Origin of the sequence: Pseudolabrys taiwanensis (assembly GCF_003367395.1) — a bacterium.
GTDB classification, from domain to species: Bacteria; Pseudomonadota; Alphaproteobacteria; order Rhizobiales; family Xanthobacteraceae; genus Pseudolabrys; species Pseudolabrys taiwanensis.
Genome location: NZ_CP031417.1, coordinates 4,081,139 through 4,095,751 on the forward strand (window position 1 = coordinate 4,081,139; position 14,613 = coordinate 4,095,751).

The window sequence follows — 14,613 nt, forward strand, 5'->3', positions numbered from 1 at the left end:
GCGCACGAACGACGATATCGAAGGGTCGACGAAGGTCCAATATACCTGTCCCGGCCGAGAATTAGGCCGCGCGGACAAGGCGGGCGGCAAAGAAACCGTCGAGGCCGCCCCAGCGCGGGTCGGCGTCGGGCAGCATCTGCGGGAGGGTACGAAGGTCGCCTTGTGCGGAAATGAAGTCGCCTTGGCCGAACACGTCGGCGGCTGTGATGGGCGCGCGGGCGACATTGGGATTGCGCGCAAGCAGGGCTTCGATCTGTTGCTCGCCTTCTTCAGGTTCCAACGAGCAGACGCAGTAGACCAGAGTTCCGCCGGGCTTGGTCAGCGCAACGGCGCGGTCGAGCAGCTTTTGCTGCAGCCCGGTCAGGACGGTGATTTCAGTTTCGCCCTTGAGCCACGGTACGTCGGGATGGCGGCGGATCGTGCCTGTGGACGAACAGGGCGCATCGAGCAGCACGGCGTCGAACGGCTCGGCCTGCCATTCCAGCACGTCGAGCGCTTCGGTTTTCGCGTGAAGCGACAGCCGTGCGAGGTTCTCGCGCAGGCGGGCGACCCGCGCCGGCGAGCGGTCGATGGCCGTGACCTGGGCCCCGGCGTGCGCCAGCTGGGCCGTCTTGCCGCCGGGGGCGGCGCAAAGATCGGCGACACGCTTGCCGCGGAGGTCGCCGAACAGGTGCGCCGGCAGGGCCGCGGCGGCGTCCTGCACCCACCACGCCCCTTCGGAATAGCCGGGCAGGAGCGTGATGGCGCCATGGGCAATGGTGCGCACCGTGCCCGTCGGCAGCACCCGGCCGCGCAGGCGCTCGGCCCAGCTCGCGGCGTCGCCTTTTACGGTGAGGTCGAGCGCGGGCTCGTGGCCGTTGGCCAGCGCGATCGCTTGCGCGACCTCGGCGCCGTAGTGGGCGGACCAGCGCTTGAGCAGCCACTCCGGCGTGTCGCGGACGGTGTCGTCGAGGGCGAAGCTGTCGCGATTCTGCGCCACGCGGCGCAGCACGGCATTGACCAGGCCGGCATAGCGGCCGGCGCGCCGGTCGGCCTGCGCGAGGCGCACCGATAGGTCGACCGCCGCGTGGTCGGGCACGTCGAGCCAGAGAATCTGCGCGGCGCCGAGGAGCAGGACGGTCTCCGTCCGCGGCGCATCGGCCGGGAAGCCCTTCTCGAGAAAGCCGCTGAGAACATGGCGCAGGGTGCCGAGGCGGCGCAGCACGGTCGCAATGAGGCGGCGCATGAGCGCGCGATCGCGATCGGCAAGCGCAGGAAGGCCCGGATGGGCACTGCGGCCGGAAAGCTGTTCGTCGAGCGCAAGCCGGCGACGCAAGACACCGTCGAGAATGTCTGCTGCGATGCGTCGGGCTGCGAGGCCGGGGACTTCCGGCTGAGGAGAAGTGCGCGGGCGCGCCATGGCTGGGATCATTGCCGGTAAATTGTGTCCAGGTCGCGAAGCCGGGACAAAAAACGTCACAAATTCACAGGGCTAGACGGTCTGCCCGGCACAACACTTAAGTTGCGGGCGGGCCTGTTGCAGCCCCCGGCCGGTGAATTGTGCACAAGACGCGCACTTTGCTGCGCAGCATGCGATTTATGCTGCGCCTCTCAGCGCAGCACGACGACCTCGGTGCCGACCCGGACGCGGCCGTAAAGGTCCAGCACATCCTCATTGTACATGCGGATGCAGCCGTGGGAGACGAAATGGCCGATCGAGCCCGGGTCATTGGTGCCGTGGATGGCGTAGTTGCCGCGGGAGAGGCCCATGGCGGCGGCGCCCATCGGGTTGCGCGGCGAGCCGCCCGGGATGAACAGCGGCAGATGCGGATTGGCGAGGGCGATATCGGCCGGCGGTCCCCACCCCGGCCGGAGAGATTTGCGGGCGATGTTGGCGCGTCCGTGCCAGGCCATGCCGGCGCGGCCGACGCCGACCGGGTAGCGAATCGCCTGGCCGCCGCTCGTCACGTAATAGAGCGCCCGCGCGCCCGTGTAGATGACGATCGTCCCCGGCGCGTAGCCGCCGAAGGGCACAATATCGCGCGCCGCCGCCGGCGCCGCGAAGGTCAGCCAGGCAAGAAGAGCGACCGCGAGATGTCGGGCGAGCTTCATCGCTCCACGATCACGGGCGTGCCGACCTGCACCATGTCGTAGAGCGCGACAATGTCGCGGTTGTGCATGCGGATGCAGCCATACGACACGAAGCCGCCGATCGACTGCGGATTGTTGGTGCCGTGGATCGCGTATTCGCCGCCGCGCAGCGTCAATGCCGCCGCGCCCATCGGATTGTGGCGCGACCCGCCGGGAATGACCTCGGGCAAATTCGGCTTGTCGCGGCGGATTTCGTCAGGCGGCGACCAGGCCGGCCGGATAAATTTGCCTTCGACGCGTGCAATGCCGGTCCAAGACTTGCCGGCCTTGCCGACGCCGACCGGGAAGCGCATCGCGTGATAGGGGTCGAGCACGAAATAGAGCCGGCGCTCGTTCGTCTTCACCACGATCGTACCGGGCGCAAAGCCGGAGAACGCGACGACGTCGCGCGGCGACGCGTGCGCGATCGCGGCTGCGACCAGCGCCCACATCAGCACGATAACGACGAACAGCGCCGTCCTTCTGAGCACCAAAGCCACGACACGCCCCGCCAGCACTAACGAGGTGCATTGATAATGCGGCGGACGCTAGCTGTCCGTGAAAGCGAAAAGTAACGTAAATGAGGGCTGAAAACGGGTTGATCTTCGTTAACGCAGCGGCGCGGACGACCGGCGGCGGTCGAAGAACAACGTGACAGCCGCTTACAGTAACATGCTGGAGCAGCGCGAAGCGCCGTTTCGAAGCAGGAGGCCGCACGCTCCTTCGAGACGCCCGCCTTCGCTGATGCGTCGGCGGGCCTCTCAGGATGAAGCGGGAGAAGACTACGCCCCCGCCTTTGCCGTCTTCTTGTTCTGGCGGTTGGTGACGAGGTCGTCGACCACGGCCGGATCGGCAAGCGTCGTCGTGTCGCCGAGATTGCCGAAATCGTCTTCGGCGATCTTGCGCAGGATGCGGCGCATGATCTTACCCGAGCGCGTTTTCGGCAGACCAGGCGCGAACTGGATCAGATCGGGCGAGGCGATCGGACCGATCTCCTTGCGCACCCAGGCGACCAGCTCCTTGCGCAATTCTTCGGTCGGTTTCTCGCCGGCCATCAAGGTGACGTAAGCGTAGATGCCCTGGCCCTTGATGTCGTGCGGATAGCCGACGACCGCCGCCTCCGACACCTTGGTGTGCGCGACCAGCGCGCTCTCGACTTCCGCGGTGCCCATGCGGTGGCCGGCGACATTGATCACGTCATCGACGCGGCCGGTGATCCAGTAATAGCCGTCGGCATCGCGGCGGCAGCCATCGCCGGTGAAATACTTGCCGGGATAGGTCTTGAAGTAGGTGTCGATGAAGCGCTGATGGTCGCCATAGACCGTGCGCATCTGCCCCGGCCAGGAATCGGCGATGCACAGATTGCCCGTGGTGGCGCCTTCCAGCACCTTGCCCTCGGCATCGACGATCTCCGGCTGCACGCCGAAGAACGGCCGCGTCGCCGAACCCGGCTTGAGTTTGGTCGCGCCGGGCAGCGGCGTGATGAGGATGCCGCCGGTCTCGGTCTGCCACCAGGTATCGACGATCGGGCAACGATCGTCGCCGACCACGTGGTAGTACCATTCCCAGGCTTCCGGGTTGATCGGCTCGCCGACCGAGCCCAACAGGCGCAGCGACTTGCGTGATGTCTTCGTCACCGGGTCGTTGCCGCCCTGCATCAGCGCGCGGATCGCCGTCGGCGCCGTGTAAAGAATGTTGACCTGGTGCTTGTCGCAGACTTCCCAGAAGCGCGAATTGGTCGGGTAGTTCGGCACGCCTTCGAACATCAGCGTGATGGCGCCGTTGGAGAGCGGGCCGTAGACGATGTAGCTGTGGCCGGTGACCCAGCCGACGTCGGCGGTGCACCAGTAGATATCGCCGTCGTGATAGTCGAACACGTATTGGTGCGTCATCGACGCATAGACGAGATAGCCGCCGGTGGTGTGCAGCACGCCCTTCGGCTTGCCGGTCGAGCCGGAGGTGTAGAGGATGAACAGCGGATCCTCCGCGTTCATCTCCTCGCACGGACACTCGGACGTCACGACGGCCGCGCCTTCGTGGTACCAAACGTCACGCACCGGATCCATGTCGATGGCGCCGCCGGTGTGCTTCACCACGACGACGAAGTCGACGCCGCCGACCTTGGCGATCGCGGCATCGACATTGGCCTTGAGCGGCACCTTGCGGCCGCCGCGCACGCCTTCATCGGCGGTGATGACGACCTTGGACTGGCAATCTTCGATGCGGCCGGCCAGCGATTCCGGCGAGAAGCCGCCGAACACCACCGAATGCACGGCGCCGAGCCGCGCGCAGGCGAGCATCGCGTACACGGCTTCGGGGATCATCGGCAGATAGATGGTCACCCGGTCGCCTTTTTCGACGTTGCGGTTGCGCAGGATGTCGGCCATCCGGCAGACCTCGTCGTGCAGCTCCTGATAGGTGATCTTCTTGCTGTCTTTCGGATCGTCGCCTTCCCAGATGATGGCGACCTGATCGGCGCGCTCGGGCAGATGACGATCGATGCAGTTGTAGCAAGCGTTGAGCGTGCCGTCCTCGAACCACTTGATCGACACGTTGTGCGGATCGTAGGTGGTGTTCTTCACCTTGGTGAAGGGCTCGATCCAATCGATGCGCTTGGCCTGCTCGGCCCAGAAGCCGTCCGGGTCTTTCACCGAACGCGCATACATTTCCTGGTATTTGGCGTCGTCCACCCAGGCGCGCTGGCGCCACTCGGCCGGAACGTCATAAATCTTGTCGTCGGACATCGCTGATCCTCCCGCGCGCGCAACGGCCGGCCCGTCCGCGCTTGTCGCATATAAGGCTTTCGGCCCATTATGCGACGCCGCTCCCAGGCCCTACAAGGCGCGGGTTGTCCCACTTTGGCAGGGGGCGCGGCGTTGATTTGGGTCAAGGCCGACGCTTGCTTATCCCTCCCCTGAAAGGGGAGGGTCGATCGCGCTAGCGCGATCGGGGTGGGGTTATGTGGCAATTAATCTCTGCCCCCACCCGGCTCGCTTCGCTCGCCACCCTCCCCCGCTTGCGGGGGAGGGATAAGCGCGCGCTACATCCCGCCCATCTTGCAAAGCAGTTTCCATTCGTCCGGCGTTACCGGCTGCACGGACAGGCGGGAGTATTTCAAGAGCGCGATGTCCTTCAGCTTCGGCTCGGCCTTGATGGCCGCGAGCGTCACCGGCTTGGGTACCGGTTCGAGCGCCTTCACCTGGACGACCACCCAGGGCGAACCGGCGTCCGCGGTCGGATCGGGGAAGTGCTCGCGGATGATCTCGAGGACGCCCACGATCTCCTTGCCGATATTGGAATGATAGAAGAAGGCGCGGTCGCCCTTCTTCATCTTCATCAGGTTCAGCTTGGCGGTGTGATTGCGCACGCCGTTCCAAGCTTCGCCCTTGGCGCCTTTGGCGACCTGCTGGTCCCATGACCACGCATCGGGCTCGGATTTCATCAGCCAGTAGGCCATTGCAAATTCCTCGGACGTCATCACCGCGCAAGCGGGTGATCCAGTAATCACTGGTTCTGCAATCGAATGCAAACGCTGCGGCGTACTGGATGCCCGCCTTCGCGGGCATGACAGGCGGAAGCCTACTCCTCCGCCTTCAGCGGGCGCGTCAGCAGCGACTCGATGGCGGCGTCGACGCTCAGTTTGCCGGCGATCACGGCGGCGACGGCTTCCGAGATCGGCATCTCGATATTCCTCTCGCGCGCCATCTCCAGGAGCACCGGCGCGGTGAACACGCCTTCCGCCAGCTTGCCATGCGCTGCGGTCGCCGCCGTTTCGCCTTTGCCGAGCGCGACGCCGAACGAGAAGTTGCGCGACTGCGGTGTGCCGCACGTAAGAATGAGATCGCCCAGACCAGAGAGGCCCATCATCGTCTCGGTCTTGGCGCCGCAGGCTCTGCCGAAGCGCACCAGCTCGGCAAAGCCGCGCGTCGTCATCGCGGCGAGCGCGCTCGCGCCGAGGCCGCGGCCATTGACGATGCCGGCGGCGATGGCGAGCACGTTCTTGGTGGCGCCGCCGAGCTCGACACCGCGCACGTCGCTCGAATGGTAAGGCCGGAAGGTGCCGGAATTCATCGCATGCGCCAGCGCGTGCGCGATATCGGCATCGGTGGCGGCGATGGTGACGGCGGTCGGCAGGCCGCGCGCGACGTCGGCGGCGAAGCTCGGGCCGGAGAGGATCGCCGGCACCGCCTTCGGCGCGCATTCGGCGATGATCTCGGTCATGAATTTGTGCGTGCCGTGCTCGATGCCCTTGGCGCAGGCGACCAGCGGCGTGCGATCGGCGATCAAAGGCGCGAGCGCGCCGACGACCGAGCGCAGCACCTGCGCCGGAATGACGAGCAAGATCGCCTGCGCTTGCGTCGTGTCCTTGAGCGCATGCGTGACCTTGATCTTGTCATCGAGCGTCACGCCCGGCAGATACGCGCTCTCACGCTTGGCGGCGAGCTGCGCGGCATTGGCCGCGTCGTGCTCCCACAACACCACGTCACGTCCGGCGCGGGCGGCGGTTTGCGCCAGCGCCGTGCCCCAGGCGCCACCGCCGAGCACGGCAATGTGTTGGATATTGTCGGTCATTTATATGCCGCGGTGCGTTGCGTGCGGCCCTTGGCCGAAGCGATCTCGTCGAGCGGCCACCGTGCCCGCGGCGCGACCTCCAGCGGATCGGTGATGCCGAGCGCGAGACGCTCGGCGCCGGCCCACGCGATCATGGCGCCGTTGTCGGTGCACAATTCCATCGGCGGGGCGACCAAGACGGTGCCGACTTCGAAGGCGAGGCGGTGCAGCACCTTGCGGATGGCCTGGTTGGCGGCGACGCCGCCGGCGGCGACCAGCGCGGTCGGTGCGCCATATTGCGCGCGGAAAATGCGCAGGCCGGAGCGCAGGCGGTCCTGCACGACGTCGACCACCGCCTGCTGGAACGAGGCGCACAGGTCCGACACGTCCTGGTCGGTCAGCGGAGCGATCGCCTCGGCTTCGAGACGCAATGCGGTCTTCAGGCCCGAGAACGAGAAGTCGGCATCCTTGCGATGCTGCATCGGCCGCGGCAGCGGGAAGCGGCGCGGATTGCCCCTGGTCGCTTCCTGCTCGACCTGCGGCCCGCCGGGATAGCCAAGCCCGAGTAGCTTCGCCGTCTTGTCGAAGGCTTCGCCGATGGCGTCGTCCTGCGTCGTGCCGAGCCGCACGTAATCGCCGACGCCGCGGATGGCGAGGATCTGCGTGTGACCGCCGGACGCGAGGAAAAGGCAATATGGGAAGGCGGTGTTGTCGGTGAGCCGCGCCGACAGCGCATGGGCTTCGAGGTGGTTGACGGCGACCAGAGGCTTGTTGCGCACCAGCGCGATCGACTTGGCGGTGGTAAGGCCGACGATGACGCCGCCGATCAGGCCCGGGCCGGCGGCAGCAGCGACGCCGTCCAGCTGTTCGAAGGTGACGTTTGCCTCGTCCATCGCCTGCGCGATGACGGCATCGAGCACTTCGACATGCGCGCGCGCGGCGATCTCCGGCACCACGCCGCCGAATTTCGCGTGCTCCATGACCTGGCTGAGGATGACGTTGGACAGAATCGTGCCGCGGCCGTCTTCGGCGCGCTGCACGACCGCCGCGGCGGTTTCGTCACAGGTCGTCTCGATCCCGAGAACGAGCATTCGATCCTCTATGTCGGCCCGGTCTATTCCAGGCCTCTCCCCTTTCGGAGGAGGGTGCACTAAAAGGTGGCGTAACATCGAGAGGTCCCAGGTTGCAATCTTTGACGCAATCCACAGCCGTTCTGCGTATCGGCACACGCGGCAGCCCGCTCGCCCTGACACAGGCGCGCATGGTCGCGGCGCGGCTCGCGGCCGCCATGCGGGTCGAGGAGACGGCGATCGAGATCGTCGTTATCCGGACGACGGGCGATGCCATCCAGGACCGGCCGTTGGCCGAGGTTGGCGGCAAGGGACTTTTCACGAAGGAAATCGAGCAAGCGCTTTTGGAAGGCCGCGTCGATGTCGCCGTGCATTCGACCAAGGACATGCCGACCTTCTCGCAGCCGGGCTTGATGCTGACCGCGTGTCTGGAGCGCGAAGATCCGCGCGATGCGTTCATCAGCCGTACGGCGCCGTCGCTCGCGCTGCTGCCGCAAGGCGCGACCCTCGGCACCGCCTCGCTGCGCCGTCAGGCGATCGCCAAGCGCCTGCGGCCCGATCTCAAGGTCGTGCCGCTGCGCGGCAATGTCGAGACGCGGCTGCGCAAGCTCGATGCCGGCGAAGTCGATGCGACGTTGCTGGCGCTCGCGGGTTTGCGCCGGCTCGGGCTGACCGAGCACGCGACGGCGGTGATGAGCGCCGACGAATTCCTGCCAGCGGTCGGGCAGGGCGCCATCGGCATCGAAGCGCGCGAGAACGACGCGCGCACGCGCCAGGTCCTGGCGCGTATCGATCACGCCGACACCTCGGCGGCGGTGGCCTGCGAACGCGCCTTCCTCGCCGTGCTCGACGGATCGTGCAAGACGCCGATCGCCGGTCACGCGACGATCAGCGGCGACACGGTGCAATTTCGCGGCTTGATCGCGCGGCCCGATGGCACGGCCGCGCATGACATCACCGGTACCGGCCATCGCAAAGATGCGGCGGCGATCGGCGCCGATGCCGGGCGCGCGCTCAAGCATCGCGCGGGCCCCGGCTTCTTCGATTAGCGTCTGATCCGGACCCGGTTCCGGAGAAGCTCATGCGCAAGGAGACATGATGCGCGTTGCGGTAACCCGCCCTCGAGCCGACGCCGAACGTACGGCAACTGCGTTGCGTGACGAGGGACACGAGGTGCTGGTCGCGCCGTTGATGCGCGTCGAACCGATCGCCGCCGAGCTCGATGGCGATTGGAGCGCCGTTATCATCACCAGCGCCAATGCGCCGGAAGCGATCGCGGACAATCCGGCCGCGCCGGCATTGTACAAGTTGAAACTCTTTGCGGTGGGCGACCGCAGCGCGGAAGCGGCGCAGGCAGCCGGTTTCGGCGATGTGGAGTCGGCCGGCGGCGACGCGCGCGCTCTCGTCAGCCTTATCGTTCAACGCCATGGCGGCGCTGCATTGCCGTTGCTTTATCTCGCGGGTGAAGATCGCGCGGCCGATGTCGTCGGCGAACTGGCCGCGCATGGCGTCAAAGCCGAGATGCGCGTGGTCTACCGCGCCGTCACCGCGCCTTTTCCTGACGATCTGATCGAAGCGCTGCGCGCCGATGAGATCGATGCGGTGCTTCATTACTCCCGCCGCAGCGCCGACAACTACGTCGCTGGCGCCGCAGCCGCGAACATCATGGAAGCCGCGCTCAAGCCACGCCATATTTGCCTGGCCGAATCCGCCGCGGCGCCGTTGGTGAAGGCCGGTGCCGTCCAAGTTGCCATCGCCGCGCATCCGGACGAGGGATCGCTGCTCGCGCTCCTCGCGCCGTCACGTCCCTGACATGCGAAGTCATTGGCGCCCTTGCGCCATTTGCGTTATTGCCTGATTGCGGGTGGGTAGATTCAGGCACCAGGAGACCGCCATGGCAGATGATGAGACGGCGTCCGATGGTGCGCCCCGCCGCAAGCGCGAGGCGCCGACCATCGACCTCACCGCCAAGGACATGACGCCGCCGGCGCCCGAGCCGTCGCCTGCCGACGCTGCCGCCAGTGAGGCGCCGCCGCCGGAAGAACCGGCGTCCGCCGCGGCCGATGCCGAGCCCGCGCCTGAAACCGCGGGCCCTGTTGCGCCGTCCGCATGGCCGCGTTTGATCGGCGCCGGTGCTGCCGGCGGCGTTATCGCCGCGGCCGTCTTCGGCGCGCTTTGGTATGGCGGCGTCTTGCCGTCCGCGACCGTCGGCAACGATGCCGGCGCGCAGATCGCGGCGCTGCAGCAGCAGATAGATGCCTTGCGCAATCGGCCCGCCGCGCAAGCCGATACGCGCACCATCGATGCGGTCACACAGCGCGTCAGCAAAATCGAGGATGCGCTGAAGACGACGCCGGCGGGTGACACGAACGTCGCCGAACGATTGACCGCCGCCGAGAACGCGATGAAGTCGCTCGGCGTTACGCTCGCCGCATTGAATCAGCGCAACGACGATGCGTCGGCCAATGCCGCGCGTGCGCGTGAGCAGGCCGACGCCGCGGAGAAGGCGGTGACGCAGTTGCGCGGTAGCGTGCAGGACGTGGCGCGCGATGCATCGTCGGCCGTCACGCCGGCGCAGATCGATGCGCTGACGCAGCGTCTGGCCGCGCTCGAGCAGACGACGAAGACGGCGCATGCCGACATCGACAAGGCTGTCGCCAGCGAAAAGACGACGCGCCTCGCGCTTGCCGCGTCGGCTCTCCGCACGGCCGTCGTCACCGGCGCTCCCTTCGCCGGCCAACTGGCGCAGGCCAAGTCGCTCGGTGCGCCGGAGCGCTATCTCGCGCCGTTGTCGCCGTTCGCTTCGACGGGCGTGCCGAGTGCCGCCGCGCTGGCTCAGGAACTCCGTGCACAATTGCCGCAAATGGCCAAGCTCGCCGGCGCGCAGGCGCCGGCTGGCGGCTTTCTCGAACGCTTGCAGGCCAATGCCAGCAAGCTCGTGAAGATCACGCCGGTCGATGCGCCGGCCGGCGACGATGTGTCCGCGGTGCTGGCACGGCTCGAAGTCGCGGCCGCGCATGCGGATATCGCCGCCGCGCTCATCGATCTCGGCAAGCTGCCGGAAACCGTGCGCGCGCCCGCGCAGGGCTTCATCGATAAAGCGAAAGCGCGCGAGGCAGCGCTCGCGGGCACGCGCGATTTGGCCGCCGATACGATGCGCGCGCTCGGCACGCGGTGAGGCAATCATGATCCGTGTCGTCGTCTTCCTCGTTGCTGTCGCGCTGGTTGCCACCGGCGTCGTCTGGTTCGCCGATCGTCCCGGCGACATCGTCCTCACCTGGATGGGCTATCGCATCGAGACGTCGCTGCTGGTCGCGGCGCTCGCGCTTATCGTTCTGGTCATCGCGTTGATGATCGCCTGGTCGATCCTGCGCGCGATCCTGCGTTCACCGGAGCAGATGTCGCTGTTCTTCCGCCATCGCCGCGCGATGAAAGGCCATGGCGCCATCACGCGCGGCCTCATCGCCATCGGTGCCGGCGATCAGAAGCTGGCCCGGCGTGCCGCGGACGATGCCGCGCGTCTGTCGCCGAACGAAGCGCTGACGTTGCTGCTCAATGCCCAGGCGGCGCAATTGTCCGGCGATGCCGCCGCCGCCGAGCGCGCCTTCCGCGAGATGGCGCGGCGCGACGACACCAAGCTTCTCGGTTTGCGCGGGCTCTACATCGAAGCGCAGCGCCGGCACGACGCCGTCACCGCGCGCCGTGTCGCCGAGGAAGCCGCGCGCGCCGCCCCGGCGCTGACCTGGGCCACGCAGGCGGTGCTGGAAGATCGCTGTGCGGTGTCGGATTGGAGCGGGGCGCTCGATGCGCTCGAGGCCACCAAGCCGGCGATGGACAAGGCGGACTACCGCCGCAAGCGCGCGGTGCTGCTGACCGCGCGCGCCATCGCGCTCGGCGATACGCAGCGCGACACGGCACGCGAAAGCGTGCTGGAGGCGGTGAAGCTTGCACCCGATCTGGTGCCGGCGGCGGCGCTGGCCGGCCGGCGCCTGAGTGAGGCCGGCGAACAGCGCAAGGCCCGGCGCATACTCGAACATGCCTGGGAAATCAGCCCGCATCCCGATCTGGCCGCCGCCTACGCCGATCTGCGGCTCGGCGATTCTGCGCGCGAGCGCCTGGCCCGGATGCAGAAGCTCGCCGACAAGGTGCCCGGTCAGCGCGAGGGTGCGCTGGCGCTGGCGCGCGCCGCGCTGGACGCCAAGGAGTTCGCCACCGCCCGCCAGGCGCTCGCGCCCTATCTGTCGGCACCGACGCGGCGTGTGGCGACGTTGATGGCCGAAATCGAGGAAGCGGAGCACGGAGATACCGGCCGGGTGCGGGAATGGATGGGCCGGGCCATGCGCGCCGCCGGCGATCCCGTCTGGACGGCGGACGGCGTGGTGTCGGATCGCTGGCTGCCGGTGACGCCGAACGGCCGGTTGGACGGCTTTGCGTGGCGGGTGCCGCTGGCGGAGCTTGGGGGCAGCCGCGACGTGATCGAGGTGGTGGCGCCGGCGCCGGCGCCGGCGTCGGCGCCGCCCGCTCCCCCGGTGGAGATCGCGCCGCCGGCCGCCGAACAGCCCAAGGATGCGCCGCCTGCGCCGGAGGCCAAGGCCGCCAAGCCCAAGATTCCGCCGGCCGAAGCCGTCATCCCGCTGGTCCACGCGCCGGACGATCCGGGCCCGGACGGCGCGGCCGACGGCGACCTGACGGAACCGGGGACTTCGGGCGAGGCCTGGCGCCTGCGTCAAAGGCTGTAGTAACGGGGTCTCAATCCCTCCGGCGTATTGCTTGCCAAGGCGGGCCCGCGCCGATAGTAGTGGCCTCGCTTCAGCCGACGTAGCTCAGCGGTAGAGCATCCGCTTCGTAAGCGGGTGGTCGGGGGTTCAAATCCCTCCGTCGGCACCAATCTTCGCGGCCCATGCCGCCTCGATCGGCAAGCCAGCCTCTCGGACGAAACGATTCGACTGGCATCCGCGCACCGAAGGTGTGGGCGCATCCCATATCAGTTGGTGACAGTCTTCATCTTGTCATTTTCTCAAATCTCCGCGCTCGCTATGATTCCGAATCACGGGTGCGTTTTATTGCCCGCTGTTTCCTCTTTCGAGAGAGCCGCATATGGCCAGACCCGCAGTGATTCTCGTCGGTGCCGACAAGGGCGGCGTCGGCAAGACCACGGTTGCCCGCACCCTGCTCGACTATTTCGGCGCGCACCAGACGCCGACCCGGGCCTTCGACACCGAGTCGCCGCGCGGCACGCTCAAGCGCTTCCATCCCGACATCACGGAAGTCGTGGATGTGACGGCGGTGCCGGACCAGATGAAGATCTTCGACACGCTCGGCACCGCGCCGGCCAAGGTGACGGTGATCGACGTGCGCGCCGGGCTCTTGTCGGCGACGCTGCAATCGCTGTCCGACATCGGCTTCCTTGAATCGGCCAAGAAGGGCCAGATCACCTTCGCGGTGTTTCACATCCTTGGGCCATCGATCGCCTCGCTCGACGAAATCTCGGAAACCGCGCGGTTCGTCGGCGACGCCAACTACTACTTGGTGAAGAACTTCATCAACAACACCTCGTTCTTCGATTGGGATCCGGCGACTTACGATTCCTACTTCAAGGAGATCAAAGGCGCCGAGGAGATCGTCATTCCGAAGCTCAACGAGATGGCCTGCGAGCAGGTGGAAGTGGCGAGCGTGCCCTACGTCTCCTTCGTTGCGAACAAGAGCGCGAAGGCCGAACAGGCGAACTACTCGTTCGTGTTGCGCGGCTACGTGCGCCACTGGCTCGGCAACGTCTGGGGCGAATACGACCGCGTCAAGCTGATCGACCTCGTGGCGCCGAAGATGGACAACGCCGTCCGTCAGGCGGCCGTGGGCTGACATCTTCTCTGTCATTCCGGATGCCATTCCAAGCCGGCGCTCGCCGGCTTGGGGTCTCGAAAACGATCTCGGTTAGCCCGGGATCGGACGCGGCGATCCGGGATCCAGAAGTGCGGTTGGAACACGCTGCTGGATAGGCGACCGATGTCGTTCCGCACCTCCGTGACCATCGTCGCCTCGCCGCGGCCGCGAGTCGGCAAGACGTTGCTGGCGCGCGCGACCGCCGATTTTCATCGCCACGAAGGCCGGACCGTCGAAGCGTTCGACCTCAACAAAGGCGAAGGCCTGCTGCGCGAGTTCCTGCCGAAGCAGACGCGCGCCTCCGCCATCGCCGATATCCGGGGCCAGATCGCGCTGTTCGACACGCTGGTGAAGCCCGACGACGTGACGCGTGTCGTCGATCTCGGCCACGAAACCTTCGAGGCGTTCTTCGAGGTCGCCGAGCACATCGGCTTCAGCGAAGAGGCGCTCGCGCGCGGCATCGTGCCGGCGGTGCTGTTCCTGATCACGCCCGACCGCACCGCGATCGAAGCCTTCCGCAGCCTGCGCCGCCGCATGCCCGGCGCGGCGCTGGTGCCGGTGCACAACGAGATCTTCGGTCCGACGCAACACGGCGATCGCTACGGCTTCGGCATCGGCGATAAAATCGTGCGCCTGCCGGCGTTACCGCCCCAGGTACGCAAGTTCACCGACATGCCGCCGTTCTCTTTCGCCGATGTTGCACGTGCGAAGGGCATGCCGCCCGAGGCGCTCGAGCAGTTGGAGCTGTGGCGACGCAAGATCTACCGTGAGTTCCGCGAACTCGATCTGAGGCTTCTGTTGGCCGATTTGCGCTCGTCGATCACACTGCGCGTCTGAAATTCATTCAAATTCGATCGTTTCCGGCAGGAACTTTCTCACTCAACTATCGCTCACATTTGTATGAGGTTGGAACGCGCGCGCATCGGCCGGCGTTTTTACCGCCAGACTCCCCCCGCTCCATTAGGTGCTAAGAGGAGACTGAATGATGTGGATCGCACTTTTC

Annotated in this window: 13 protein-coding genes and 1 tRNA gene; 7 read left to right on the plus strand and 7 right to left on the minus strand. The window is 66.8% G+C overall.

Annotated features, from left to right (window positions below):
• Nucleotides 1-61 precede the first annotated feature (61 nt).
• From DW352_RS19350 to tsaD, 7 genes are all read right to left on the minus strand, one after another.
• Complete coding sequence (locus DW352_RS19350; RefSeq protein ID WP_115692865.1) at nt 62-1,399, minus strand: RsmB/NOP family class I SAM-dependent RNA methyltransferase; 1,338 nt, start codon at nt 1,397-1,399, stop codon at nt 62-64.
• 191 nt (nt 1,400-1,590) lie between these two features.
• On the minus strand, nt 1,591-2,091 hold the full coding sequence (locus DW352_RS19355; protein ID WP_115692866.1) for a L,D-transpeptidase: 501 nt from the start codon (nt 2,089-2,091) through the stop codon (nt 1,591-1,593).
• The gene (locus tag DW352_RS19360) at nt 2,088-2,561 is read right to left on the minus strand and encodes a L,D-transpeptidase (RefSeq protein WP_115694503.1); all 474 of its coding nucleotides are present in this window, start codon (nt 2,559-2,561) and stop codon (nt 2,088-2,090) included. Before DW352_RS19360 ends, DW352_RS19355 begins: the two co-directional genes overlap by 4 nt.
• Before the next feature lie 330 nt (nt 2,562-2,891).
• Complete coding sequence (acs, locus tag DW352_RS19365) at nt 2,892-4,853, minus strand: acetate--CoA ligase (RefSeq protein ID WP_115692867.1); 1,962 nt, start codon at nt 4,851-4,853, stop codon at nt 2,892-2,894.
• A 296-nt stretch (nt 4,854-5,149) separates the two neighbouring features.
• Nucleotides 5,150-5,566 carry an EVE domain-containing protein gene (locus tag DW352_RS19370; RefSeq protein WP_115692868.1) on the minus strand — a complete coding sequence of 139 codons (417 nt, stop codon included), beginning with the start codon at nt 5,564-5,566 and terminating at the stop codon, nt 5,150-5,152.
• Between the two features lie 122 nt (nt 5,567-5,688).
• Nucleotides 5,689-6,681, minus strand: coding sequence for an NAD(P)H-dependent glycerol-3-phosphate dehydrogenase (locus tag DW352_RS19375; protein ID WP_115692869.1), 993 nt, complete (start codon nt 6,679-6,681; stop codon nt 5,689-5,691).
• Entirely contained in the window at nt 6,678-7,751 is a 1,074-nt protein-coding gene (tsaD, locus tag DW352_RS19380; protein WP_115692870.1) for a tRNA (adenosine(37)-N6)-threonylcarbamoyltransferase complex transferase subunit TsaD, read from the minus strand. Before tsaD ends, DW352_RS19375 begins: the two co-directional genes overlap by 4 nt.
• Nucleotides 7,752-7,843: 92 nt before the next feature.
• On the opposite strand from tsaD, the gene hemC reads away from it, so the two are divergent.
• The 7 genes from hemC (at nt 7,844) to DW352_RS19415 (ending at nt 14,447) form a co-directional block, all read left to right on the plus strand.
• Nucleotides 7,844-8,779 carry a hydroxymethylbilane synthase gene (gene hemC, locus DW352_RS19385; RefSeq protein WP_115692871.1) on the plus strand — a complete coding sequence of 312 codons (936 nt, stop codon included), beginning with the start codon at nt 7,844-7,846 and terminating at the stop codon, nt 8,777-8,779.
• A gap of 103 nt (nt 8,780-8,882) precedes the next feature.
• On the plus strand, nt 8,883-9,542 hold the full coding sequence (locus DW352_RS19390) for a uroporphyrinogen-III synthase (protein ID WP_162827066.1): 660 nt from the start codon (nt 8,883-8,885) through the stop codon (nt 9,540-9,542).
• 82 nt (nt 9,543-9,624) lie between these two features.
• A complete protein-coding gene (locus DW352_RS19395) occupies nt 9,625-10,908 on the plus strand; it encodes a COG4223 family protein (protein WP_115692873.1) in 1,284 nt (427 codons plus the stop codon).
• Nucleotides 10,909-10,915: 7 nt separating this feature from the next.
• On the plus strand, nt 10,916-12,469 hold the full coding sequence (locus tag DW352_RS27505; RefSeq protein WP_115692874.1) for a heme biosynthesis protein HemY: 1,554 nt from the start codon (nt 10,916-10,918) through the stop codon (nt 12,467-12,469).
• Nucleotides 12,470-12,542: 73 nt separating this feature from the next.
• A tRNA-Thr gene (locus DW352_RS19405) sits at nt 12,543-12,617 on the plus strand.
• Between the two features lie 210 nt (nt 12,618-12,827).
• Complete coding sequence (locus DW352_RS19410) at nt 12,828-13,589, plus strand: P-loop NTPase family protein (protein WP_115692875.1); 762 nt, start codon at nt 12,828-12,830, stop codon at nt 13,587-13,589.
• 144 nt (nt 13,590-13,733) lie between these two features.
• The gene (locus DW352_RS19415; protein WP_115692876.1) at nt 13,734-14,447 is read left to right on the plus strand and encodes a hypothetical protein; all 714 of its coding nucleotides are present in this window, start codon (nt 13,734-13,736) and stop codon (nt 14,445-14,447) included.
• Nucleotides 14,448-14,613 lie beyond the last annotated feature (166 nt).